Annotated in this window: 28 protein-coding genes; 10 read left to right on the top strand and 18 right to left on the bottom strand. The window is 62.5% G+C overall.

The window, feature by feature from the left end; all coding sequences use genetic code 11:
- Positions 1-42: 42 nt before the first annotated feature.
- The 3 genes from F2982_RS05755 to F2982_RS05745 form a co-directional block, all read right to left on the bottom strand.
- Complete coding sequence (locus tag F2982_RS05755) at positions 43-780, bottom strand: 16S rRNA (uracil(1498)-N(3))-methyltransferase (protein ID WP_203429534.1); 738 nt, start codon at positions 778-780, stop codon at positions 43-45.
- 14 nt (positions 781-794) lie between these two features.
- Positions 795-2294, bottom strand: a complete 1500-nt coding sequence (locus tag F2982_RS05750; RefSeq protein WP_203429533.1) for an inorganic phosphate transporter — start codon at positions 2292-2294, stop codon at positions 795-797.
- Positions 2295-2357: 63 nt separating this feature from the next.
- Complete coding sequence (locus F2982_RS05745) at positions 2358-2870, bottom strand: NUDIX hydrolase (protein ID WP_112713094.1); 513 nt, start codon at positions 2868-2870, stop codon at positions 2358-2360.
- Positions 2871-3130: 260 nt separating this feature from the next.
- Between F2982_RS05745 and F2982_RS05740 the strand changes: the two genes are divergently transcribed.
- Entirely contained in the window at positions 3131-4012 is an 882-nt protein-coding gene (locus tag F2982_RS05740) for a LysR substrate-binding domain-containing protein (protein WP_203429532.1), read from the top strand.
- 89 nt (positions 4013-4101) lie between these two features.
- Positions 4102-5259, top strand: a complete 1158-nt coding sequence (locus tag F2982_RS05735; RefSeq protein WP_203429531.1) for an adenosylhomocysteinase — start codon at positions 4102-4104, stop codon at positions 5257-5259.
- Between the two features lie 9 nt (positions 5260-5268).
- On the opposite strand, the gene F2982_RS05730 is transcribed toward F2982_RS05735, so the two are convergent.
- Together F2982_RS05730 and F2982_RS05725 are read right to left on the bottom strand one after the other, a co-directional pair.
- Positions 5269-6180: an agmatinase gene (locus tag F2982_RS05730; RefSeq protein WP_203429530.1), complete on the bottom strand. Its 912-nt coding sequence runs from the start codon at positions 6178-6180 to the stop codon at positions 5269-5271.
- A gap of 45 nt (positions 6181-6225) precedes the next feature.
- Positions 6226-7122, bottom strand: coding sequence for a LysR family transcriptional regulator (locus F2982_RS05725; protein ID WP_203429529.1), 897 nt, complete (start codon positions 7120-7122; stop codon positions 6226-6228).
- A gap of 133 nt (positions 7123-7255) precedes the next feature.
- Between F2982_RS05725 and F2982_RS05720 the strand changes: the two genes are divergently transcribed.
- The 4 genes from F2982_RS05720 to F2982_RS05705 all read left to right on the top strand — a co-directional run bounded on the left by F2982_RS05720 (position 7256) and on the right by F2982_RS05705 (position 11769).
- Complete coding sequence (locus F2982_RS05720; protein WP_203429528.1) at positions 7256-8695, top strand: FAD-linked oxidase C-terminal domain-containing protein; 1440 nt, start codon at positions 7256-7258, stop codon at positions 8693-8695.
- Positions 8692-9894 carry a glycolate oxidase subunit GlcE gene (glcE, locus tag F2982_RS05715; protein WP_203429527.1) on the top strand — a complete coding sequence of 401 codons (1203 nt, stop codon included), beginning with the start codon at positions 8692-8694 and terminating at the stop codon, positions 9892-9894. Before F2982_RS05720 ends, glcE begins: the two co-directional genes overlap by 4 nt.
- Positions 9895-9988: 94 nt before the next feature.
- The gene (glcF, locus tag F2982_RS05710; RefSeq protein WP_203429526.1) at positions 9989-11299 is read left to right on the top strand and encodes a glycolate oxidase subunit GlcF; all 1311 of its coding nucleotides are present in this window, start codon (positions 9989-9991) and stop codon (positions 11297-11299) included.
- 38 nt (positions 11300-11337) lie between these two features.
- On the top strand, positions 11338-11769 hold the full coding sequence (locus F2982_RS05705) for a hypothetical protein (protein WP_112713077.1): 432 nt from the start codon (positions 11338-11340) through the stop codon (positions 11767-11769).
- Positions 11770-11777: 8 nt separating this feature from the next.
- On the opposite strand, the gene F2982_RS05700 is transcribed toward F2982_RS05705, so the two are convergent.
- The 3 genes from F2982_RS05700 to F2982_RS05690 all read right to left on the bottom strand — a co-directional run bounded on the left by F2982_RS05700 (position 11778) and on the right by F2982_RS05690 (position 14291).
- The gene (locus F2982_RS05700) at positions 11778-12437 is read right to left on the bottom strand and encodes an outer membrane beta-barrel protein (protein WP_203429525.1); all 660 of its coding nucleotides are present in this window, start codon (positions 12435-12437) and stop codon (positions 11778-11780) included.
- A 290-nt stretch (positions 12438-12727) separates the two neighbouring features.
- Complete coding sequence (locus F2982_RS05695; protein ID WP_112713073.1) at positions 12728-13399, bottom strand: L,D-transpeptidase; 672 nt, start codon at positions 13397-13399, stop codon at positions 12728-12730.
- Between the two features lie 136 nt (positions 13400-13535).
- Complete coding sequence (locus F2982_RS05690; protein ID WP_203429524.1) at positions 13536-14291, bottom strand: L,D-transpeptidase; 756 nt, start codon at positions 14289-14291, stop codon at positions 13536-13538.
- Between the two features lie 211 nt (positions 14292-14502).
- On the opposite strand from F2982_RS05690, the gene F2982_RS05685 reads away from it, so the two are divergent.
- Both F2982_RS05685 and F2982_RS05680 read left to right on the top strand, forming a co-directional pair.
- A complete protein-coding gene (locus tag F2982_RS05685) occupies positions 14503-15132 on the top strand; it encodes a DNA-3-methyladenine glycosylase I (RefSeq protein WP_203429523.1) in 630 nt (209 codons plus the stop codon).
- Positions 15129-15632, top strand: coding sequence for a hypothetical protein (locus tag F2982_RS05680; RefSeq protein WP_112713067.1), 504 nt, complete (start codon positions 15129-15131; stop codon positions 15630-15632). The genes F2982_RS05685 and F2982_RS05680 overlap by 4 nt, the downstream gene beginning before the upstream one ends.
- A 3-nt stretch (positions 15633-15635) precedes the next feature.
- Here F2982_RS05680 and F2982_RS05675 read toward each other — a convergent pair whose 3' ends face one another.
- Positions 15636-16340, bottom strand: coding sequence for an HAD family hydrolase (locus tag F2982_RS05675; RefSeq protein ID WP_203429522.1), 705 nt, complete (start codon positions 16338-16340; stop codon positions 15636-15638).
- A gap of 241 nt (positions 16341-16581) precedes the next feature.
- Here F2982_RS05675 and F2982_RS05670 point away from each other — a divergent pair, with 241 nt between their 5' ends.
- Entirely contained in the window at positions 16582-17631 is a 1050-nt protein-coding gene (locus F2982_RS05670; protein ID WP_203429521.1) for an aldo/keto reductase, read from the top strand.
- A gap of 31 nt (positions 17632-17662) precedes the next feature.
- Here the strand turns inward: F2982_RS05670 and F2982_RS05665 are convergent, their stop codons facing one another.
- The 9 genes from F2982_RS05665 to F2982_RS05625 all read right to left on the bottom strand — a co-directional run bounded on the left by F2982_RS05665 (position 17663) and on the right by F2982_RS05625 (position 22689).
- Positions 17663-18187, bottom strand: coding sequence for a hypothetical protein (locus tag F2982_RS05665; protein WP_203429520.1), 525 nt, complete (start codon positions 18185-18187; stop codon positions 17663-17665).
- The gene (locus F2982_RS05660) at positions 18187-18705 is read right to left on the bottom strand and encodes a TadE/TadG family type IV pilus assembly protein (protein WP_203429519.1); all 519 of its coding nucleotides are present in this window, start codon (positions 18703-18705) and stop codon (positions 18187-18189) included. The genes F2982_RS05665 and F2982_RS05660 overlap by 1 nt, the downstream gene beginning before the upstream one ends.
- Positions 18702-20006: a TadE/TadG family type IV pilus assembly protein gene (locus tag F2982_RS05655; RefSeq protein ID WP_203429518.1), complete on the bottom strand. Its 1305-nt coding sequence runs from the start codon at positions 20004-20006 to the stop codon at positions 18702-18704. The genes F2982_RS05660 and F2982_RS05655 overlap by 4 nt, the downstream gene beginning before the upstream one ends.
- A gap of 183 nt (positions 20007-20189) precedes the next feature.
- A complete protein-coding gene (locus tag F2982_RS05650; RefSeq protein ID WP_203429517.1) occupies positions 20190-20546 on the bottom strand; it encodes a DUF305 domain-containing protein in 357 nt (118 codons plus the stop codon).
- Positions 20547-20613: 67 nt separating this feature from the next.
- Positions 20614-20889: a hypothetical protein gene (locus F2982_RS05645; protein ID WP_348652515.1), complete on the bottom strand. Its 276-nt coding sequence runs from the start codon at positions 20887-20889 to the stop codon at positions 20614-20616.
- Between the two features lie 130 nt (positions 20890-21019).
- Positions 21020-21331 carry a BrnA antitoxin family protein gene (locus F2982_RS05640; protein ID WP_203429515.1) on the bottom strand — a complete coding sequence of 104 codons (312 nt, stop codon included), beginning with the start codon at positions 21329-21331 and terminating at the stop codon, positions 21020-21022.
- Positions 21294-21572 (bottom strand): BrnT family toxin, encoded by a 279-nt coding sequence (locus tag F2982_RS05635; RefSeq protein ID WP_203429514.1) that lies wholly within the window; start codon positions 21570-21572, stop codon positions 21294-21296. The genes F2982_RS05640 and F2982_RS05635 overlap by 38 nt, the downstream gene beginning before the upstream one ends.
- A 66-nt stretch (positions 21573-21638) precedes the next feature.
- Positions 21639-22400 (bottom strand): hypothetical protein, encoded by a 762-nt coding sequence (locus F2982_RS05630; RefSeq protein WP_203429513.1) that lies wholly within the window; start codon positions 22398-22400, stop codon positions 21639-21641.
- Between the two features lie 55 nt (positions 22401-22455).
- Positions 22456-22689, bottom strand: coding sequence for a hypothetical protein (locus tag F2982_RS05625; protein ID WP_025555534.1), 234 nt, complete (start codon positions 22687-22689; stop codon positions 22456-22458).
- A gap of 134 nt (positions 22690-22823) precedes the next feature.
- Here F2982_RS05625 and hisS point away from each other — a divergent pair, with 134 nt between their 5' ends.
- On the top strand, positions 22824-24344 hold the full coding sequence (hisS, locus tag F2982_RS05620; protein WP_203429512.1) for a histidine--tRNA ligase: 1521 nt from the start codon (positions 22824-22826) through the stop codon (positions 24342-24344).
- The last annotated feature ends 120 nt before the right edge of the window (positions 24345-24464 follow it).

Genomic DNA, 24464 nt, shown 5'->3' with positions numbered 1-24464 from the left:
CAAAAAAATAGCATGCTGTTTCTTGAGTGGATATGGCGAAGGTTAATTCCAGTCGCCGATCGCCGCCTGGATCACGGCCATCGCCGCGACTGCAGCCGTATCCGCACGCAGGATTCTCGGGCCGAGCGGGATGGCGGTGACGAAATCGAGGCTGCGCAGCCGGGCGCGCTCTTCTTCCGAAAAGCCGCCTTCCGGGCCGACCAGAAGCGCGAGCTTTTTCTCGCCAATCGCGGAAAGCAGCGGCAGCGGGTTCTGCCCGGCATCGCCCTCGTCGCAATAGATGATCCGCCGATCGCTGGACCAGCCGTCCAGGAGATCGAAAAGCTTCACCGGTTCGGCAACATCGGGAATGCCGAGAATGCCGCACTGCTCGGCCGCCTCGATGACGTTCGCCTTCAGTTTGTCGAGATTGGTAATCTTGCCCTGCACATGCTGGGTCATGACCGGCTGCAGAAGACCGGCACCCATCTCCACCGCTTTCTGCACCAGATAATCGAGCCGTCCGACTTTCAGCGGCGCGAAGAGATAGTGAAGGTCCGAGGGGGCAGGCTGCGGCCGCGTCTGTTCGACCGGTGTCAGCAGGATGCGCTTGCGGGTCGGAAAGGCGAGCGTGGCTTTCCATTCGCCATCCCGGCCGTTGAAAACGAGGATCTCCGCGCCGTCGCTCATGCGCAGCACGTTGGCCAGGTAATTATACTGGTCGGAATCGGCTTCGACGGCTGCATTGGCTGAAAGCGGTGCATCGATGAACAGCCGCTGCATGCGGAAATTGGCGCGCATTCGATCTTTCCCGGTCAAACGAAGAGGGCGAACATAACCCAATAGAGAAGCGCCGCAAGCGCGCCCGATGCCGGCACGGTGATCACCCAGGCGGCAATGATCGTCATGAAATGCGAGCGGCGCACCAGATAGCGGCGGCGGGTTTCATGGACGTTCGGATCGATGGGCTCGTCGATCGCCCAGCTCTCGGCCTTGTGGCGCATATAGGCGATGCGGCGCTTCGAGTTGCGGGTGTACCATTCGCGGAAGAAGCCGACGCCGAAGACGGAGCCGACGGCGATATGCGTCGTGCTGACCGGCAGTCCGAACCAGGAGGCGACGATGACGGTGAAGGCCGTCGACAGCGCCACGCAATAGGCGCGCATCGGATTGAGCTTGGTGATCTGCTCGCCGACGAGGCGGATCAGGCGCGGCCCGAACAGCAGCAGACCGATCGAAATGCCGAAGGCACCGATCAGCATGACCCAGAGCGGCGGCGCGATGTCGCCATGCACGGGCAGAACCGTCGTCGAGCGGACGATTGCCGAGAGCGGCCCGACGGCATTCGAGACATCGTTGGCGCCGTGGGCGAAGGAGAGCAGGGCGGCCGAGCCGATCAGCGGATATTTGAAGAGGATGCGCAGCGAACTGTTGCGGTTTTCCAGCCCTTCCGCCTGACGCCGGACGATCGGGCGGGCGATCAGCCAGGAGACCACCGTCGCCGCCAGGCCGTAAGCGAGAACCGTCATGGCCGGGAAGCGATCGGGTGTCGTCAGCTGCAGGATCATGTAGGCGGTAAAGCCACCAGTCATGATCGCGATCAGCACCGGGACCCAGCGCCTGGCGGCTGCAATCTTGTCATCGCGGTAGATGACGAATGTCTTGACGAGAAACAGCAGCCCGGCGGCGATTATCCCGCCGATCAGCGGCGACGTTACCCAACTCGACGAGATCTCCACCATCACCCGCCAGTTCACCGGCTCCGGCCCGACAGCAGCAATGCCCGCGCCGATCACGGCGCCGACGATCGCGTGCGTGGTGGAAACAGGCGCATTCAGCCATGTCGCGAGATTGATCCAGAGAGCGGCTGCCATCAGCGCCGCCATCATGATCCAGGCCAGCAGTCCCTCGGGAACGCTCACGGCATCGACGATGCTCGACGAGATGGTCTTCACCACTTCGCCACCGGCGATCGTCGCCCCCAGCACTTCGAAGATCGCGGCGATCACCAGCGCCTGCGCCATCGTCATCGCACGCGCGCCGACCGCAGCGCCGACATTGTTGGTCACGTCGTTCGCGCCGATGTTCATCGCCATGTAGGCGGCAAGTGCGGCAGCCGCGATGACGAGCACGGCGCCCGGCCGGTCGAAGACGTAGACACCTGCAAACAGCATCGCGAGGCCGAGGAACACCAGGCCGATGCCGGGTGCGATCAGTTTTCGCGCGACGAACTTCGAGGCATCCTCGACATGGCTATATTTGTCGAGGTCCTTGTCGAGCGTTCGTTTTGTAAGGACGGGTGTCTTCTCGGCCATTCTCTTTCCTGGAAAGAATCCCGCTTTAACGCTGTCATTCCTAACAGCGCAAGATGGCAGGAATCATTCAGCCGGAATCTGCTTGGCGCGGCTTGCCTGAAGATGTTCGTTGATACGGCGCTTGAACTGCAGGAAGAGATCGCGAAGCTCCGGCTCGCGAACCCGCTTGCAGGCCTCGTCGCAGGAAACCCACTCGATCGTGCGTTCGCCCTTTTCCTTGAAGTTCTTGGCGAGATCGGTGACCTCGAGAGCGTAGACCTGCACCTTGCAGGTCACCTTCAGCCCGTCTTTCAGGACCTTCGGATAGCTGTAGGCGCCGAGCGTCTCGTGCTCGACGGCGCCGCGCACGCCCGCTTCCTCGTAGGCCTCGCGGGCGGCGACCTCATAGGAACACTTGCCGTTCATCGGCCAGCCCTTGGGGATTACCCAGCGGCCGGTATCGCGGCTCGTCATCAGGAGAACCTCGACCTCGTTGCCCTTCTTCTTCACCCGGTAGCAGAGCGCTGCATACTGCTGTCGCGGCGGGCGCCGGAACATCAGCTGCACATCAGAGGCTAAACGGGCGAGAAGCGTCAACGGTCGGGTCACCTTTTGAGTCGTTCCAAGGAATCACTAATATTAGCATGTGCTGGAAAGCTTGCGCGATCCATGCGCCATTTAACGGTGCATAACGCGGCTTTGGTTTTTAATACGGAAATATCACGCCGCGGCGGGTCGCAATTCCGTCAAATCCTGTTCCGTTTCCGTCTTTGCACAGGTGTTCAATATGGGGCCTTCTTGCCTTTCGTTCAATGCCCATATCAATCTGGGGGTATCGTTTCCTGTTGATGACCGCCATGCGCCTTCCGCCACTCAATGCAATCAGAGCTTTCGAAGCCGTCTGCCGCCAGGGTAGTGTTCTGCGGGCTGCCCAGGAGCTCGGCGTCGTGCGCGGCGCGGTGCGCCTGCAGATCGCGGCACTGGAGAATTACTTCGGCGAGAAGCTCTTCACCCGTGAGGGCCGACGCCTCGTGCCGACTGACCGGGCCAAGGCCTTTGCGGAAGCGGCGACGGCCGCTTTCTCCTTGCTGCAGCATGCCGCCGGCGACCTCCAGAAAGACGACAGCCGCAAGCTGCGCCTCGGCGTTCCCTCTGCCTTCGGCATCTGGTGGCTGATGCCGCGCATCCGCAGCCTGCAGCGGGCGCTTGGCGATAGCGAGATCGATATCGTGCCGATGGCGGTGGCCGAGCCGCTGTTGCAGCACCCGGAACTCGATGCCGTCATCATAGGTGGCGAATACCGCCCCTCGGCCGGTGTCGACGCGATCCGCTTCATGGAAGACGAGTTCGGCCCGGTGGCCGCTCCTCAGCTTGCCGCCACTTTCGGCACCGATCCCGCCGGCCTGTCCTCGGCGGCCATGCTTGTCAGCCGCAGTGTGCCGAAGCTCTGGGACGAGTGGTTCGCCGAAAGCGGCACGCCCCCCGTCAGCTTCGGCCGCCGTCAGGAGTTCGAAGACCTCTTGCTGGCGCTCGGCGCTGCCCGTTCCGGCCTCGGCGTCGCACTCGCGCCCCGCGCCTCGATCGAGGACGACCTGGCGCGCAATATCCTAACGGCTCCCTTCGGCTTCATCCGCCGCCCGGCAGGCTACAGCCTCTGCTGCCGCACCACCGATCTCCGAAAGCCGAATTTCACCGCGCTGCGCGACTGGCTGGTCAAGGCAGGCGAGGGGATCGAATAGGGCAGATTTTCTGCCGTATTGGCAGCGGAATATCCATGCCGCGCAGTCTTCATGAGCGTTATGACGACCTATCGCGACAGGAGACCATCATGGAAAACACTGCCACCCGCATCGACTGGATCGGAAACAGCTGCCGCCTGCTCAAGGCAACCGCCGCTGAATTCGAGCGCACCCGTCCCTTTGAAGGACTGACGATCGGCACCGGCATCCACCTGGAGCCGAAGACGGTCGCCCTGCTGACGACGCTGCGCGCCGGTGGCGCAGATCTCGTCTGCACCGGCAATCTGAATAGCACCCAGCCCGCAACGGTCGATTACCTGCGCTCCCAGGGCGTCACCGTCTTCGCCACGCAGACGACCGATCCCGCCGAGCATCACCACAGCCTCGAAGCCGTGGTCGATGCCAAGCCCGACCTGCTGCTCGATAACGGCGGTGACCTCTTCGCCATCGCGGCCGAACGTCCCTATGCCAGTCTCCTCGGCGGCACCGAGGAGACGACGTCGGGCCGCACCCGTCTGCTGCCGATGCGCGACAGACTGAATATGCCGATCCTTGTGATCAACGACAGTCCGATCAAGCAATTCGCCGAAAACAAGCATGCCGTCGGCCAGAGCCTTTTCGAAAGCTACATGCGCTTCACCAACCGCTCCACCAACGGCAAGCGCGTCACCGTCTTCGGCTATGGCGCCTGCGGCAAGGGCACGGCGGCGAGCTTCCGCAACGCCTTCTCGACCGTCAGCGTCGTCGATATCGATCCGGTCACGGCGCTCGAAGCCCATCTCGACGGCTTCGTGACGCCGCTGCGCGCAGACGCGATCCGCGCCGCAGACGTCATCGTCACGGTCACCGGCTTCCCCGGCATCGTCACCGTCGCCGATCTGCCGCTGATCAAGGACGGCGCAATCCTGATGAATGGCGGCCACTTCCCGCTGGAGATCGACGTATCAGGCTTCCGTGCCCATCCCGATGTCGTCTCGATCGATCGCTATGCTGCCGATGTCATGGAAACGCTGTATCTGAAGGATGGCCGCTCGATCCATATCCTCGGCGGCGGCCACATGGCGAACCTCGCCGGCCCGCGCCCGCTCGGCAATTCCGTCGAATCCATGGATCTCGGCTTCACCCTGCAGGCCCGCTGCCTGGAGCGCGTTGCCAAGCGCGGCGTCGGCGCCGAATCCTGCATCGTGCCGGTGCCCGCGGATATCGACGCCATGGTCGCAAGCGCCTATCTCGACCTGGCGCGGTAACCTGAAAACTCAGCCCTGCCGGACGATCGTCCCGATCGCGTTGACGAGGAGACGAGCAGCCGTCAGGGCCGAGATGCCGTCGATATCGGCGGGCGGATAGAGCTCGACGAGATCGAAGCCGGCGATCCTGCCGCGGCGGCCGGCGCCTGCAGTCAGGTCGATCACCTGCGTATAGCTGAGGCCGCCCGGCGTGCGGGCCGCGACGCCGGGCATGATGCCGGGATCGAGCCCGTCGCAATCGAGCGTGATCACCACCTGCGCGCCCTCCGGAATATGCCGTAGTGCTGCCTCGACGCCCTGGGCATGAACCTCGCGCGCCGTCACGAGATGGCTGCCATAGGAGCGCGCCGCCTCGATCTCCGAGATACGGGCGCTGCCGACGCCGCGCATGCCGACCTGCACCATCCCGGCAATGTGGCTCATCTCGCTCGCCCGGCGCATCGGGTTGGAATAGCCGTAGCGCTCTCCATGCAGTTCATCGCGCCAGTCGATATGCGCGTCGATCTGCAGGATCCAGACCGGCCCGCGATCGGCAAAACCAGCGAAAAACGGAATCGGCACGGAATCGTCTCCGCCAAGCAGGATCGGCACGACCCCGCCCGCCAGGATGTCGCGCGTCTTCGCCTCGATCAGTGCCCGGTTCCCGGCATTGTCATGCATCGCCGTCGGCAGATCGCCGCTATCGATGCAGCACACCGGCCCTCCATTGAAGAGCGGCCCGCCGAGATCGAAATCCCAATGCTCGATAAGCCCTGCATCTTCCTGGCTTGCGGCACGAATGGCGTTTGCCGCACCGGCATAGCCGCTGCTGTCCTTGCCGGGATAGGTGGTGCCGTGACCGGCGCCGAAGATCACCATGCGCGGCGCGCGGCCGTCATCGAGGCGGTCGGGAAGGCCGAGAAAGGAAGGCGAAGCAGTCATGTCGAGGCTCCAGAGAATGGTCTACGGGGTCCGGCGGAAGGGCGACTACAGCTCCCAATAGGGAACCGGCCCATAAAGCTCCGCCAGATAGTCGATGAACAGCCGCACCTTGGCGGGCAGGAACTGGCGGCTCGGATAGACGGCCGAAAGCGCGACGCTGCGCGACCCCTCATAGGCGGGCAGCACCTGCACCAGCTTGCCGCTCTTCAGCTCCTCGCCGATATCCCAGGTCGAGCGAAGCGCGATGCCGAGCCCTGATATCACCGTCTCGCGGATCACCTCGCTGGAATTGGTGATCAGCATGCCCTCCGGCCGTAGCGTCATCGCGCCATCAGGCCCTTCGAGCCGCCAGACGTCATTGTTATGCGCAGGCAGGCAGCGATGGTTCCTGAGGTCCTCGATGCCAGTGGGCATGCCATGGCTGTCGAGATAGGAAGGGGCGGCGCAGAGCAGACGCCGCACCGGCGCCAGCCGCCGGGCGACAAGGCTGGAATCGGTCAGTTCGGCAATGCGGATCGCCAGATCGAAGCCGGCACCGACGATGTCGCTGAACTCGTCGGTCAGCACGAGATTGATCGCCAGCTCCGGATGCGCCTCCATGAAGCGCTTGAGATGCGGAGCGATATGCATGCGCCCGAACGAGGTCGGCGCCGAAATCTTCAGCGTGCCATGCATCTGCGCCGAACGGCCGGAAATGTAATATTCGGCCTCTTCCAGCCCGGCGAGAATGCCGAGCACCCGGTCGTAGAAACCTTGGCCCGCCTCAGTCAGCGAAATCTGTCGCGTCGTGCGCTGCAGCAGCCGCGTGCCGAGCCGGTCTTCCAGCCGCTTGATGCGCTTGGAAACGACGGCCGGGGAAAAGCCGAGCGCCCGTCCGGCCAGCGACATGCTGCCGGTCGAAACGACCTTGGCAAAAATCTCGAGATCACCCAGATTGGTCATTATGCGGTACTATTTCCCCTTTTGACATAAGTGCTTAGCATTTGCGCCGGTTTCGGGAAAGTGCTAAGCCGGGCTAAACCGGCTGCCATGGAGGACAGGCTGGTCCCGCTGCCATATCGGGAGGAAGCGCGCCATGTCCGACGCCATTTCGTTTCTTGCTCCGCGCGCCGACGTGCTCGCCCGCCGCAGCCAGATCGTCGGCGACCTGATCGATCTCCTGCCGCCGGAATGCCTGGTGCATGAGCCGCGCGAACTGGTGCCTTTCGAGACCGACGCCTTCGTCTCCTACCGCCGCCTGCCGCTCGCCGTCGCCCTGCCGCGCTCGACGGACGAAGTCGCCGCCGTGATGAAATACTGCCATCGCTATGGCATCCCGGTCGTGCCGCGCGGCGCCGGCACATCGCTCTCGGGCGGCGCCATTCCGCAGGAAGATGCCGTCGTCATCGGCCTCTCGAAGATGAACAGCATCCTCGAGATCGACCTCGCCAATCGCGTCGCCGTCGTCCAGGCGGGTGTGACCAATCTCAATATCTCTGAATCCGTCTCTGCAGACGGTTTCTTCTATGCGCCTGATCCGAGCTCGCAGCTCGCCTGCACCATCGGCGGCAATATCGGCATGAATTCCGGCGGCGCCCACTGTCTGAAATATGGCGTGACGACCAACAACCTGCTCGGCGTCAGGATGGTGCTGACCGACGGAACGGTGATCGAGCTCGGCGGCAAGGCGCTGGATGCCGGCGGCTATGACCTGCTCGGCCTCGTCTGCGGTCACGAGGGCCAGCTCGGCATCGTCACCGAAGCGACCGTCCGCCTGATCGCCAAGCCGGAGGGCGCCCGCCCCGTGCTCTTCGGCTTCGATACGTCTGAGGATGCCGGTTCCTGCGTTGCCGATGTCATCGCATCCGGCATCATCCCCGTCGCCATCGAGTTCATGGACAAGCCGGCGATCGAGATTTGTGAAGCCTTCGCCCATGCCGGTTATCCGCTGGATGTCGGCGCCTTGCTGATCGTCGAAGTTGAGGGTTCGGAAGCCGAGATGGACGACATGCTGAAGAGCATCGTCGAGATCGCCCGCAAGCATCGGGTCAAGACGGTGCGCGAATGCCAGTCGGCAACGGAAGCTGCGCTCATCTGGAAAGGCCGCAAGTCGGCCTTCGGCGCCACCGGCCGCATCGCCGATTACATCTGCATGGATGGCACCGTGCCGCTCAGCCAGCTGTCTTACGTGCTGAAGAAGACCTCGGAGATCGTCGATCACTACGGCCTGCGCGTCGCCAACGTCTTCCATGCCGGCGATGGCAACATGCATCCGCTGATCCTCTTCAATGCCAACGACCCGGAAGATGCTGCCCGCGCCGAGGCGGCAGGCAACGACATCCTCAAGCTCTGCGTCGATGCTGGCGGCTGCCTGACCGGCGAGCACGGCGTCGGCATCGAGAAGCGAGACCTGATGCGCCATCAATATTCCGAGACCGATCTGGTACAGCAGATGTCCGCGCGCGCCGCCTTCGATCCCGGCTGGATCCTCAACCCGTCGAAAGTCTTCCCGCTCGATGGACGGCCGGCCGCATGAGCGAATTCCTTCCCGAAAGCGAAGATGAAGCCGCGGCGCTGATCCGCGACCACGCCGCCGCAGGCCGGCCACTCGCCATATCGGGCGGCGGCACGCGCGCTGGTTTCGGCAACATGGTCGAGGCCGAAGATACGCTCCGCTCCACACGCCTTTCCGGCATCGTCGCCTATAATCCCGGCGAGATGGTCATGACGGCGCGCGCCGGTACACCGGTTGCCGAAATCGAAGCCGCCCTTGCCGCCAATGGCCAGATGATGGCTTTCGAGCCGATGGACCACCGCGGCGTCATGGGCACCTCGGGCGAGCCGACGATCGGCGGCGTCTTTGCCGCCAATGTCTCCGGCCCCCGCCGCTTCATCTCCGGTGCGGCGCGCGACAGCCTGCTCGGTATTCGCTTCGTCAACGGCCGCGGCGAGATCGTCAGGAATGGCGGTCGCGTCATGAAGAATGTCACCGGCCTCGATCTGGTGAAGCTGCTGGCGGGTTCGCACGGCACGCTCGGCTTCCTCACCGAAGTCACCTTCCGCGTCCCCCCGCGCCCGAAGGCGGAGGAGACAATCGTCATCTCCGGCCTGAACGATGCCGAGGCTGCCAATGCGATGGCCGCGGCGATGGCACAGCCGGTCGAGGTCTCCGGCGCAGCGCACCTGCCGATGACGGTCACCTGGCGTTTCGCGGGCGGCAAGCTGCCGGAGAGCGAGGCGACGGTCCTGCGCCTTGAGGGCCTGCCGGGCTCCGTCGAGGCGCGCGCCGAAAAACTCTCCAAGGCCATGTCCGCCTTCGGCCCCGTCGCCCGGATCGGTGAGGAGATGAGCCGCACCCTCTGGCGCGAAATCCGCGATGTCCATCCCTATGCCGATGGCACCATGCGCCCCGTCTGGCGCGTCTCGGTCGCGCCCTCCGCCGGGCACCAGCTCGTTGCCGCACTCCGCCTCGAAGCCGGGGTCGATGCCTATTACGACTGGCAGGGCGGGCTCATCTGGATGCGCATGGAAGCCGATCACGAAGCCAGCCTGCTGCGCCGCTTCATCAAGGCGCTCGGCGGCGGCCATGCGACGCTGATCCGTGCTTCGGAGACGATGCGTGCCGACGTCGCCGCCTTTCAGCCGCAGCCGGAAGCGGTTGCGATGTTGTCGGCGCGGGTGAAGGAAAAGTTCGATCCGGCCGGGATATTCAATCCGGGGAAGATGGGGTGGTGATGATGGTTCGCTTTGAACATGTGGCGCACCCCCCTCTGTCCGGCAGGGCAGAGGGGAGTAACCCCACCCACCAGGCCTCGACGGGACACCACTGATGCAAACCAATTTCACCGCCGAGCAGCTCGCCGATCCTCATGTCGCCGAATCCGAGAAGATCCTGCGCAAATGCGTGCATTGCGGCTTCTGCACTGCCACCTGTCCGACCTACGTGACGCTCGGCAACGAGCTCGATAGCCCGCGCGGGCGCATCTATCTGATCAAGGACATGCTGGAAAACGGCCGCCCGGCCGACACAGAGGTGGTCACCCATATCGACCGCTGTCTCTCCTGCCTTGCCTGCGTCACCACCTGTCCTTCCGGCGTCGATTACATGCATCTGGTCGATCACGCCCGCGCCCATATCGAGAAGACCTACAAGCGCCCGTTCATGAACCGGCTGACGCGCGGCATCCTCGCCGCCGTGCTTCCCTATCCCGGCCGCTTTCGCATGGTGCTGCAGCTCGCCCGTCTCGGCCGCCCGTTCCGCGGCCTGATGAGTGCACCGGCGCTCAAGCCCTTCGCCGCGATGCTGGCGCTCGCTCCGCGCTCGGTCCCGGCACCCTCCGTCTACTCCCGCCCCGGCAACCATCCCGCTGAAGGCAAGAAACAGGCGCGTGTCGCGATCCTCACCGGCTGCGCCCAGCCCGTCCTCGACCCCGGCATCAACGAGGCGACGATCCGGCTGCTCACCCGCCTCGGCGTCGAGGTCGTGGCACCATCAGGCGAGGTCTGCTGCGGTTCACTGGTGCATCATATGGGCCGCGAGGAACAGGCGCTCGCCAGCGCCCGGGCCAATGTCGATGTCTGGATGCGCGAGATCGAAAAGGGCGGGCTCGATGCGATCATCATCACCGCCTCCGGCTGTGGCACGACGATCAAGGACTACGGCCACATGCTCCGCCTCGACCCCGCCTATGCCGAGAAGGCGGCAATCGTCTCGGGCCTGGCGAAGGACATCACAGAATATCTGGCGACCCTCGATCTCCCCTCGCATATGCCGAAGGGCATCACCGTCGCCTATCATTCAGCCTGCTCGATGCAGCATGGCCAGAAGATCACCATGGCGCCAAAGCAGCTCCTGAAGGCGGCGGGTTTCACGGTGCGCGACCCAGCGGAAGGCCACCTCTGCTGCGGTTCGGCCGGCACCTATAACATCATGCAGCCGGATATCTCGGCGGCGCTGAAGGCCCGTAAGGTGAAGAATATCGAGGCGACAAAGGCGGATGTGATCGCAACCGGCAATATCGGCTGCATCACCCAGATCGCCTCAGGCACGGCAATTCCAATTGTCCATACCGTAGAATTGCTCGATTGGGCTTACGGTGGTTCTGTACCTCAAAAATTAATAGATTTGCATATAGCCTGAATTCGGCCGGTTGTCGGCCGGTCACAGGATTGAGCGCTATGCGGCGTACACTTGTTTTGCTTTCTGTCTTTTTCGGTGCCGCAGGCACTGCGCATGCCGATAGCCGTTACTTCTGTTCCGCCGATGATGCCGCCGCCCGCTTCACCGTGGAGATCGGCTTCAAGGATGACGGCGGCCATGTGCTGAACCATTTCCGCGGCGGCCTGATGATCAAGGATGCCTCGGTTCCCGACCAGTTCAAGAAGCGCGTCTTCGATTCCAGCCGCCTGACCAACCGCTGGTCGAGCGGCGGCGAGCTGCGCATGGAAATCTACGACGACAACGGCGACGACACCTCGGGCCAGGCGCTCAACATGGTGGTCATGGCCGAAGCCAAGGGCAAGGCCTTCAGCGGCACCTACGGCATGACCGTGACGGGCGGGGCCAAGCCCTTCACCGCCAGCGGCAAGGTCAGCTGCGGCTCCAAGTGAGCCGCTTCCTACCAGTGAAATGAAACGCCGAGATTGACGGCATTGGTGAAGATATCGGTCTTCAGCCGGTCGCCGCTGTCGATCGGCACATCCACCTTCGAATAGGTGCCCTTGTATTCGACAAAGGTCGACCAGCGCTCGGTGATGCGGAAATCGACACCGGCCTGCGCCTGCAGCGTCACGCCGCCGAATTCGTAGCCGAAGGTCTTGCCGGATGGCCTGGTCACCTCGACATGCGGAATGTTGACGCCGACACCGGCGCCGAGATAGGGCGTCCAGCGCCCACCATCCTGCGGAAAGCGGTAGAGCGCATTGGCGGTCACGAGGTTCAGCCCGTCGGTGAACTCGAAATGCGACCAGCCCGAAGTCGCAAGCGTCTTGCTGTCGGCATAGACCTTGTCATGCGTATAGTCGATCGACAGGCCGAGATTGGGATGCCCGAGATCCTCCAGCCACCATGTCACGCGCGCGCCGTAGTAAGGCGGCGAAGCAAAGGACTTGCCCTCCCACCCCGCGGTAAAATGCGTCCCGTCGGAGACATCGACCCCGCTATGCGGCGCCGTCTGGTAACCGCCATAAACGGAAAACTGCAGGTCTTCGGCAAGGGCAGGCGAGGCGAGACAGGCAAGGGCGGCAAGCCCCAAGGCTGGCAGGAAGGCGCGATGCATGAGGGATCCCCGGATGGCAATGCCGCCCATCTATCCCGCGTTGTGTAACAGGCTTATTGCAGTTGTGGTGTGGTGTGAGATTTCTGGGGCGTCTGCGCAAGCGGCCCCCTCATCCGCCCTTCAGGCACCTTCTCCCCGCTGGGGAGAAGGGAACTCCGGCAACCTCTGGCGCAAACATACCCTCTCCCCTCGGGGAGAGGGTAGGGTGAGGGGGCTCCACGCCGCAGCACCAACGAAACAAAAAGGGCGCCCCGAAAGCGCCCTCTTCAATTCCATCGACCTAACAAATCTCAACCGCCAAACAGCGTCCTGAGCACGTCGATGCCGCGGTCCTGGAAGGCGACGTTGCCCTGCTTGTTGCCGGGGCCGACGACGATGACCTTGGTGCCGACGGGCACGCGCTCGTAAAGATCCTGCACGTCGTTATTGACCATGCGGATGCAGCCGGAAGACAGGTTCAGGCCGATCGTCCAGGGCTGGTTGGTGCCGTGGATGCGGAAAGCCGTGTCGCGGCCGCCCTGGTAGAGATACATGGCGCGGGCGCCGAGCGGATTGTCCGGGCCGCCGGGCTGGAAGGCGGGCAGCTTGTGGCCGGCCTTGGCTTCGCGAGCGCGCATCTCCGGAGGCGGGGTCCAGCCCGGCCATTCAGCCTTGCGGCCGACCTTCACGACGCCGGACCAGCCGAAGCCTTCGCGGCCGACGCCGATGCCGTAGCGGGTGGCGCGGTTGTTGCCTTCGACGAGGTAAAGATACTTGTTCGTCGTATCGACGATGACGGTGCCGGGGGCTTCATCGGTGACGAGGCGTACGACGCGCTTCTTGAACTGCGGCTTGACCGTCTTAACCTGCTTGACGCCGCGCACGGCGTCGGTTGCGGTCAGCTGAGGCTCGGCATGGGCAAGGCTCAACGTGCTGGCGAATGCGATCGCACAGGCAGCCGCAAGCCGGACAATATGCTTCATTCTCTATTCCCCTCTATTCAGGATCACGGCCAAGCTAGCCAATTTGCCCTGGATTTCAAGCTTGAGAGGGGTTTGCGCCGGTTTTTTGTGCTGCGGCGCGCCGTTCTTGCAACGGCCCGCCGCAGCCTTGCGGGCTTCAGATCACAATGACGCGGGTGCCGACGTTGACGCGCTCGTAAAGGTCAGTCACGTCCTCGTTGCGCATCCGGATGCAGCCGGAGGAGACGGCGCTGCCGATCGTCCAGGGCGCATTGGTGCCGTGGATGCGGTAAAGCGTCGAGCCGAGATACATGGCGCGGGCGCCGAGCGGATTTTCCGGGCCGCCATCCATGCGGGCGGGCAGGTAATGGCCCTTGGCGGCTTCGCGGCTGACCATTTCGGAAGGCGGCGTCCAGTCCGGCCACTCGGCCTTGCGGGTGATCTTGTGCTCGCCGGCCCATTCGAAGCCGGGCTTGCCGACGCCCACGCCGTAGCGGCGCGCCTTGCCGTTTGCCATGACGAGGTAGAGGAAGCGGTTGTTGGTATCGATGACGATCGTACCCGGCCGTTCCTTGGTGTCGTAGTCGACCATCTGCGGCAGGAACTGCGGGTCGAACCGCTCGCGGATCACCGGAATTCCATCCGGGCGCACGACGGCAGCCTGCTGCACGGTGGCCGGAGCCTGGCGCATCACGCGCGGCTGATACTGGAACAGCCCGCGCGGCTGCTGGCGGATGACCGGGCGCTGATAGACGACCGGGCGCACGTTGGGGCCGCCGAGCTGGTTGATCCAGGGCGCCGTCAGGTCGGGGCTGAGAACGACGGGCGGGCGGCTCGCATAGCGGTCGTCGCCAAGCGCGGGCGAGGTCAGCAGGCCGATCAGGCCGGCTGTAATCAAAACGGATTTCATCATCGGACGGAACTCTCTACAAATGACCGAAAATGCTGGGGCGGGCATTTCCGCCTGCCGGGATGCTGCCACCGCTCCGGCCAGCGAATGGTAAAGATCGATTCATTAAACTGCGAAGCACCGGATAAACTTTTCGTCAGGGTTACTATCCGGTTTGGAAACGGGGTTTCTAAATGGTAAAGCCGCAATTGAAGCGTAAAATCAGTGGGGAAGCATGAGCGATACGGGCACGATTACCGGCGATGACGGAAAGAGCCGGTGCCACTGGCATGCCAACCTTCCCGACTACATGCGCTACCACGACGAGGAGTGGGGGCGGCCCGTCACCGATGATATCCGCCTCTTCGAAAAGATCTGCCTCGAAGGTTTCCAGTCCGGTCTGTCCTGGCTGACGATCCTGCGCAAGCGCGAGAATTTTCGCGCTGCCTTCGCCGGCTTCGATTTCGAAAAGGTCGCGCTGTTCGACGATGCGGATATCGAGCACTGCGTCGCCGATGCCGGCATCATCCGCCATCGCGGCAAGATCGTCTCAACGATCAACAATGCGAAACGCGCCATCGAGCTCAAAAAGGAATTCGGCTCGCTCGCCCGCTATTTCTGGAGCTTCGAGCCGGGTGCTGCCGACCGCCCCGGCGCAGTCAACCGCGCCTATATCGCCGCCAATCCGACGACGCCGGTTTCGGTGCGTATCTCCAAGGATTTGAAGAAGCGCGGCTGGACCTTTGTCGGCCCGACGACAGTTTATGCCTTCATGCAGGCCATGGGTCTTGTTAATGATCACGTCGAGGGCTGCTTCTGCCGCTCCGAAGTTGAATCCATGCGGAAAGCACTGGTACGTCCATGAGGAAATTGCTTGCGACAGCCGTTCTGATCGCCTTTGCCGCAGCGCCTGCCCTGGCGCAGGCGCCGCAGCTCGATCCCGGCGAGAAGCTGGAAAAGCTTCAGTTCCCCGCCGTGACCATGCAGATCAAGGGCTGGACGAAGTTCGGCAACAGCCACGTCTTCACGCTGCCGGTCAAGGCCGGCCAGCACGTGAAGATCAGCTTCGAGACCCGCAGCCAATTCGCCTTTCTCGCCATCTTCGATCTGTCGAAAGCCGATGACGAGGCCTTCTTCGGCACGGATGAGGATGGATCGGCGCTCGATACCGTCGTCAAGGACGATACGACCTGGCTGCTCAGGCCCTATTATTCCAAGGTCTCGCCGCGCCGCGGTCTCGGCGCCCCCTATACGCTGATGATCGAGCCGCAGGCTCCGGGCACGGCGCCGCCCGCCGCAAAGCCGGAGACGCCGCAGCGTCCGACGCTGTTCCCGCCGAAATCCGACGCGGGCGAAGAAGAGTAAGGCTTAGCCGAGCCCATCCAGCAGGTCCCGCAACTCGCCGAGATGCGGGATCTTGCGGAAACGGGGTGCATCGGATGGCTCGTCAATATGCTCCAGCACCCAGGTGAGCTCGTGCGGCACGAAGACGCCGTAGCTGCCGGCGGCAATCGCCGGCACGATATCCGATTTCAGCGAATTGCCGACCATCATCGCCCGCTCCGGCCCATCGCCGACCTTGGAAAAGATCCGCCGGTAGGTGACCGCCGTTTTGTCGGAGACGATTTCCACGGCGTCGAAGAAATCCCCGAGCCCCGATTGCGCCAGCTTGCGCTCCTGGTCGAAGAGATCGCCCTTGGTGATCAGCACCAGCAGATAGTTGCCGGCCAGCATCTCCAGCGTTTCCTGCACATGCGGCATGGTCTCGACCGGATGCGAGAGCAGATCGCGGCCGGTATCGAGGATCTGCGCGATCACGCTCGCCGGCACCTTGCCCTCGGTGATCTCGATTGCCGTCTCGATCATCGACAGCGTGAAGCCTTTGATGCCGAAGCCGTAATGCGCAAGGTTGCGCTTCTCGGCCTCCAGCAGCCGCTCGGATATCTTCGGCCCCTCGGCGAAATCGGAGAGCAGCTCGGTGAACTGCGCTTCGGTCAGCCGGTAATATTGCTCGTTCTGCCAGAGCGTGTCATCAGCATCGAAGCCGATCGTCGTCAGCGCGTGCTTGCTCATCGGATGCTCCTGCAATTCCCTCAAGGCGAATCTATCGGCGCCGGCCGCCGAGACAAGGGCTTTGTTTTTTGCCGGTCAGGTTGCCGCATGCCGTTGAAAAGCCGAAACACGCACTTACGTACATCATGCCTCATCAGCAGCCAGCCCCGGCTGTGCCTGTTCCGCAGGCCAATAATCAAAAACATTGCATTCCGCAGCCCGCAGGCACCCCCGCCTGTGGCAGTCACAAGGAAATTTCCTCATGAAATACAATCAGCTTGGAAATACGGGCCTCTTCGTCTCGGAGATCTGCCTGGGCACGATGACCTTCGGCGAAGCGCATGATGGCAACTTCTGGGGCGCCATCGCCGATGTCGATCAGGCCGCCGCCGACAAGATCGTCGAGCGCTCGCTGGCAGCCGGTGTCAACTTCATCGACACGGCCGACGTCTATTCCTTCGGCGAATCCGAAAGGCTTCTCGGGCAGGCGTTGAAGAACCTCAACGTTCCCCGCAAGGACGTGGTCATCGCCACCAAGGTCTACAGCGTCATGGGCGACAAGCCGAATGATCGCGGCGCCTCGCGCGGTCACATCATGGATTCGGTCGAAGCCAGCCTGAAGCGTCTGCAGACCGATCATATCGATCTCTACCAGATCCATGCGACCGATACAGTGACGCCGATCGACGAAACGCTGCGCGCCTTCGACGATCTCGTTTCCCAGGGCAAGGTGCGCTACGTCGGCGTCTCCAACTGGCAGGCCTGGCGCGTCGCCAAGGCTCTCGGCGTCTCCGAACGCCGCGGCTTCGCCCGCTTCGAAACCATCCAGGCTTACTATTCGATCGCCGGGCGTGATCTCGAGCGCGAGATCGTGCCGCTGATGAACGAGGAAAAGCTCGGCCTGATGGTCTGGTCGCCTCTGGCCGGCGGTCTGCTCTCCGGCAAGTATGGCCCGGGCGCACCCGGCAATGGCGAGGGACGCCGCGCCAATTTCGACTTCCCGCCCGTCGACAAGGACAAGGCATGGGAATGCGTCGCGGTGATGCGCGAAGTCGCCGAAAAGCATGGATCGAGTGTCGCGACCGTGGCGCTCGCCTATGTGCTCGCCAAGCCCTTCGTCACGTCGGTCATCATCGGCGCCAAGCGCATCGAGCAACTCGACCAGAACCTCGCTGCCACGCAGCTGAAGCTCGATGCCGACGATATGAAGAAGCTGGATGACGTCAGCGCCTTGGCGCCGGAATATCCTGGCTGGATGCTTGCCCGCCAAGGTGCCGCGCGCCGCCCGGAACCCTTTGAACCGAAGGCCTGAGAACAGACAAGGCGCCGGCCCGCCCGGCGCCTCAGTTGAACGCGACCGCGCTGATGAAGCGCGGCCGCGTGAAGGCGCGCTCGGCGAATGTCATCTGGCCGAAGCCGAGGATGCTGGAGAGCATCGTGTAGGTCGTGGCGCCCTCGACATAGATGACGGAATCGCCATCGGTGATTTGCGGCAGCGTCGAACTGTCGAGCACCTGCGCCTTCAGCAGGCTGACCGTGCCGCTCTCCTTTTTCCAGTCGAGCTTGTAGATCCCACCAGTTTTCTTGATGCTCGAGATCCTGAGCGCGCTCGGCGCGGTGCTGTTTTGCTGCAGATTGGTGAAGACGCCGTAGATGTTGGAAACGAAGGTGGCGTCGATCGACGTCTGCCTGGAGATCACATCCGCCACCACACCATTGGCTTCGACGATGTTCTGGTAGGTGCGGAACATGTCGAAGACGGCGACGCTGGCGATGAAGAAGAAGATCATCACGGGCGCGACGAAGGAAAACTCGATCGCCGAGGCGCCCGAGCGGCTTTTCAGAAACTCTTTCAGAATGCGGATCATCAGCCTGGCTCGTTCACGAAGGCAAAGCGTGAGGTCAGGCGCACGCCGCCGGTACTGTCTTTGGGCAGCGCCAGCCCGTAACCCAGCCCCGGCACCAGCGGATCGACCACATAGCAGGCGCGGGCAAAGACGATCTGCGAGCGCTGGCCGCCGGTATAGGTCGTCACCGGATCGATATTGACGCTGCGATCGACACAGGAGGTTTCCGATGTCGGAAAGTCGGTCGACTTGCTGATCGGCGTGAATTCGATGCGGATCGACTTGATGCAGTTCGTCAGGATGATCGCCTCGTCGCAAACCTTCTTCTTGAAATCGTCATAGGTGAAGTTCGAGCCGGCCACCTGCAGCGCACGCGACCCGCGGCTAACGGCGCGATCGAGCATGATCGATTGCGTCATGATCCACCCTGCCTCGAAGGTGGAAAAGACAAGCGAGAAGACGATCGGCGCGAGGATGGCGAATTCGATACCCGCAGCCCCGGCGCGGTCTCGCCTGAGGCGCTTGAGAATGCCGGTCATTGCGTCAGCCTCAGCTTCTTGATGGATGTCGAGATCGACTTGAAGGCATCGCCGATGCCCGATCCCGAAGCCGGATAGTAATGGCCGGGGCTGGTTGCGCAGTTGGTCATCTGCGTCGTCGCATTGCCGCTCACCTCGAAGCCGATGGTGAAGACGGTGATGCCGCTCGACTTGGCAGCCGTGCAGACCGAGGAGAGCATCTTGGCCGTGTCGGTGGAGTTGATGATCTGCTTGTTGTCAGGCGCTTGGCTGACCGGGCGGCTGTAATCCTTCGGCCGGTACTGTTCGGTGATCGCGCCGTCGGTCATGAGCACGATGACCTTCATCGTATCGGGATCGCCGAAGGCCGCCGGACGGTTGGCGAATTTCGCATCCATCAGCTTGGCATCGACCGCCGCGTTGACGATGGTCTTCGCGGCCGGGTTCAGCAGCATGTAGCCCCATTGCATCGCATTCTGCGTGCCGGTGCCGTCATGCAGTTCGAGCTGCGTGATGCGGTTCTTCAGGTAGGTAGCATCGTTGGAGAAATAGGTGATCGCCGTCGATTCCACCGGGCACCACCAGGGCTTCAGATCGGTGCGCCCATAGTTCCACTGCGTGAAATGCGGAACCTGCGCCGCATCCTTGAAACTCGGCACGCTGCCGCCGAAGCCCGACGTGCTGAGCTCGATGCAGGACGAATTGGAGTGATCGCGCTTGGCGCCGAGCCTGTCGAAAATGGCCGAGCCGACATTCACATGGCCGGCATAGGGCACGATGGTGATTGTCGTGTAATCCTTGGTCTCGTCGGTCAGAACCTGATCGATGAACTGCTGGGCGGCCTTCTTCAGGTTCTTGATGCGGTTGCCGTTCATCGAGCCCGACATGTCGAGCATCAGCGACATCTCGATATTCTGCTTGGCTTCCTCCGCCGTCGAGACGGCGGCGACGCTGAGCTGGCGCACGCCGACGAGATGGATGAAGGTCGTATCCATCACATAGGCGGCGCTGGCGCTGATCTTCCTCGAATTCAGCCCCTTCGTCTCGGTGAAGTTGACGGCCACATCCTGAGCATAGGAGAGGTTCTTCATGAAGCTGCGGAGCGTATCCTCGGGCTTCTCCTTCTGGGAAAGCGACGCGGCAGCCAGCACGCCGCGGTCGAGACCATCCTGCAGTTCGACACGGATCGCCTCATAGCGCGCCAGATCGATCCCCGCGCCGCCCGCTGCAATCAGCGGCACCAGCAGCAGCGCAAAAACCATGGCGACATTGCCCTTGGTTTCGCCGGCAAGCATTCGCGCTTTCGAAAGAAGATGTCTCATCGCTTTTCCTAAGTTGATGAGACCGTTTGTATTTTAGAGAAATTAGAATTTCGTAATCAAAACATTACTAAGTCGTTGTAAATAAAACGCAAAAATAGAGCTCTAATTTATCAAGTATCGAAATACGAGCAATCTGAGATGAGGAAGCGCCAGCTTTTCACCGGCGCCTCCAGTCATGATTGATTACTTGGCGTTCTTACTCAACCATGCGTTCATCTCGGCAATTTCCGCTTCCTGAGCCTTGATCACGGCTTCGGCGAGTTTGCGGATCTCGGGATCCTTGCCGTATTTGAGCTCGATCTTCGCCATGTCGATCGCGCCCTGGTGATGCGGGATCATGCCGCGAACGAAATCGACATCGGCATTGCCGGTCATCTTGACCATCATGTCCTTGTGCATCTTGGCATTGGCTTCGGCAAAGGCATGGCTGGACGGGCCGTGGTCGCCCATCGGTTTGCTCATATCCATCTGCATGTCCTCGGCAAATGCCGGGGCAGCGAAAGCGAGGGTGGAAATGAGGACGATGATTTTCATAGACATGCGAGGTCCTTCCTCTGTCTGACAAAAGAAAATGCACGATCGGTGTCGTGCAGGCGTAATCGAGGTGTCAGACGAGGCGGGGAGGAGGGGCCTGCGGTGCCGGGCGCAGATCGGCAAGCACCCTGCCGGCAGCCGGTGCCGGATAGGCGAAGACGTGCTTTCCGCCATCGGCGATCACCACAGCAGCCGGTGTCACCAGACAATAGGAGCAGGTCGTCATATGGCCGGGATTGCCGGGCGAACACGGGTCCTTCGCCGCGTCCTGCCCATGATCCATCGCCATATGGTCGGATGCGCCCATTCCGGGCATGTCATGCATGACGGAAGCGGTCGGCTGGCTCATCGACGCGCACATCGGACAGCCCGCCCAGGCGGACGCGCTGAACGTCAGCCACCCCAATATCATCGCCATGATCGCAACGAGACGCATGAGCCGAAGATAGGTGAGGGCGCCTGGTTCGCCAAGAGGCGGATCAGAGCTTGGCAGCTTTTCTCAGGACTTCGTTGATCCGCCCCTGCCAACCCTTGCCGGTCGCCTTGAAGGCATCGATTACGTCAGGATCGAGCCGCAGCGAAATCTGCCGCTTCGGCTTCTCGACCGCCGGCCTGCCTCGCGCCCGGCGAATGCTCTCGGCCAGCTCCGGAAAGACCTCTGCGAAGGGCCGGGCATTCTTGAAGTCTTCCTCGGTCCATTCGGGATTGTCGGGGTCTTCAGCGATGCCACGCTGAATCCGCGCCTCTTCTTCGTCAGTGAGGGCGGGAATGATCCGCCTGGATTTGCTCATAGAGTTTCCTCTCTTTCCGGCTCGCGGGCCGCATCGAGATGATCGAAATGCCCTCGCTCCCCAAGGTCGCGAAGGCCACGGCAAGAATATCTCCGATGGCAAAGCCGATCGCCTTCAGCCGTCTGTCCCGCGCGTCGATGATCACAGCATCCGCAAAGAATTCGAGATCGAGCTCGCGAAAGTCGAGGCCGTGCTTTGCCAGATTTCTAAACCGCTTCGGCTCATCCCAAACGATCTTCACCGCAATGATATCCGATATTAAAAGTGATACAATAAATTCTGGATTGCAACCAGAATAATATGCATCTCAATAGTCGGCAATCACCTGATGGACGATCTGGTAGTCGCGGCTTTCCTCGCCGAGCGGCGCCACCGGCCAGCTCCAGGATGCCTTTATGTCCTGCGGCACCGACACGCCCTGCAGCAGGTCGGCCGTCTCGTGCGTCTTTCCCGTCCGGTCGATGACGGCATAGGAGATATCGGTGACGAGGCAGTTGGCGCAGGGCAGCGCCCGCAGCCCCTCGATATGTGCGGCGATCAATCGCTGCACGGTATCATCAGGCATTGCGCTGCCTTGCTCCGCCTCGAAACGCCGCTTCACCCCGCGGCCGATCTGCGACAGCAGGTTCGCCGAGATCACCAGATCGAGATAGGGCACGCCGCGCAGAAAGCCGAGCGGCTCCGCATTGCCCGTCTGTCGCAAAACGTCATAGCCGGAGAGATCACGCTCGATCAGCCGGACGTTCCGGTACCCCTTCGCCCTCAGCCACAGCCGCACAGAGACGAGATGCACGAGATCGACCAGCACGACCGTATCGAAGGTCTTCGCCAGCGCCTCGATCGGCACGTCACGCAGCAGTCCAGACCCGAGCACGACAACCGTCCGCTTCTGCCGAAGAGCGGCAGCCGCCGTTAGCATCGCCGCCCGGCTCTTCTCCTCATGCACCGCCCATGAACTGCTGCAGCGCCGGGCGCGCGACCAGAGATTGACGGAATAGCGGATATAGCCGCGGTGGGCCCTGGTCGTCACGGGAACTGTGGCGGCATACTGGAGGATTTCGGCGATCATGGGATTCTACTTGCACATTCCCGGCAATATAAACTGTGTGCGTTGCTGACAGTGGCTAATCGGTCAGGCCGAGGCGCCGCCGCAAGAAATCGTCGATGGTATCGGCCGATTCCCCGCTTTCGATACTATCCAGCTCGGCTTCTGCCTCCTCAAGGTCCTGCGCGTCCTCGACATATTGCTGGATGACCTGGAAGACATAATCCTCGACAGACATCTCAGCCTCGGCGGCGTGCTCGGCGATGATTGCGTGCATTTCATCGGGCATTTCGATGGTCATGATCTTGGTCATCGCCGGGCTCCTTTTCGCGGCAAATCTATAGCAGCGGGCGGCGCTGTTCGCCAGCCGTTGCCCTTGCCGCCCCCGGCTCGTTCCTCTAAGAGAACCCTTCATTCAGCAGTTTGGAAAATCTGGCCAGTAACCCTATGAACGACAAGCAGAAGAAACCGCAAAAGCTCAAGGCCCGCCTGCCGCGTGGCTTCGTTGATCGCTCGGCTGCCGATATCCGCGCCGTCAACGAAATGACCGCGAAGATCCGCGAGGTCTATGAGCATTATGGTTTCGATCCTGTCGAAACGCCGCTCTTCGAATATACGGATGCGCTCGGCAAGTTCCTGCCGGATGCCGACCGTCCGAACGAGGGCGTCTTCTCGCTTCAGGATGATGACGAGCAGTGGATGAGCCTGCGCTACGACCTGACGGCGCCGCTCGCCCGTCATGTCGCCGAGAATTTCAACGATATCCAGCTGCCGTACCGCACCTATCGCGCCGGCTACGTGTTCCGCAACGAGAAGCCAGGCCCCGGCCGCTTCCGCCAGTTCATGCAGTTCGATGCCGATACGGTCGGCGCGCCCGGCGTCCAGGCCGATGCCGAAATGTGCATGATGATGGCCGATACGCTCGAAGCCCTCGGCATCAAGCGCGGCGATTACGTCATCCGCGTCAATAACCGCAAGGTTCTCGACGGCGTTCTCGAAGCGATCGGCCTCGGCGGTGACGACAAGGCCGCCCAGCGCCTCAACGTGCTGCGCGCCATCGACAAGCTCGACAAGTTCGGCCCCGAGGGCGTCGCCCTGCTGCTCGGCCCCGGCCGCAAGGATGAGTCCGGCGACTTCACCAAGGGTGCAGGTCTCGACCAGAGCCAGATCGACAAGGTCCTCTTCTTCGTCGGCATCAAGGACTATGCCGAAAGCGCTGATAAGCTCGCCGAGCTGGTGGCCGGCACGTCCAAGGGCGGCGAAGGCGTCGAGGAACTGAATTTCATCGGCAGCCTCGTCACCAGCGCCGGCTATGACAGCACCCGCATCAAGATCGACCCCTCGGTCGTCCGCGGCCTCGAATATTACACCGGCCCGGTCTACGAAGCCGAGCTCCTCTTCGACGTCACCAACGAGAAGGGCGAAAAGGTCGTCTTCGGTTCGGTCGGCGGCGGTGGGCGTTACGATGGTCTCGTCTCCCGTTTCATGGGTCAGCCTGTTCCCGCGACCGGCTTCTCGATCGGCGTCTCGCGCCTGATGACGGCGCTGAAGAACCTCGGCAAGCTCGGCCAGAGCGAAGTCATCGAGCCCGTTCTCGTCACCGTCATGGATGGCGATGTCGAGGCGATGGGCCGCTACCAGCGCCTGACGCAGGAGCTGCGCGCCGCCGGCATCCGCGCCGAGATGTTCCAGGGCAACTGGAAAAAGTTCGGCAACCAGCTGAAATATGCCGACCGCCGCGGCTGCCCCGTCGCCATCATCCAGGGTGGTGACGAGCGGGCGCAGGGCGTCGTGCAGATCAAGGACCTCATCGAGGGCAAGCGCCTCTCCGGCGAGATCGAGGACAATGCCAGCTGGCGCGAAGCGCGCGTCGCGCAGGAAACCGTGCCGGAAGCCGACCTCGTCGCCAAGGTGAAGGAAATCCTGGCGGCGCAGGCGGAAGACCGGAAGCGGGCGTCGAATGCGTGACCTTCCCCTCCCCAACCCCTCCCCACAAGGGGGAGGGGCTTCACGCGGCGCTGTCTCGCGCAATGCCGCAACTGAGAGATTTCCGGCCTCGCTCGGCGAGTGCCGCGGGTTAGTCACTCC

The organism is Rhizobium sp. BG4 (assembly GCF_016864575.1).
Lineage (GTDB): Bacteria > Pseudomonadota > Alphaproteobacteria > Rhizobiales > Rhizobiaceae > Rhizobium.
The sequence above is the reverse complement of the archived record's forward strand: the minus strand, read 5'-3'. Positions and strand labels throughout refer to the sequence as shown.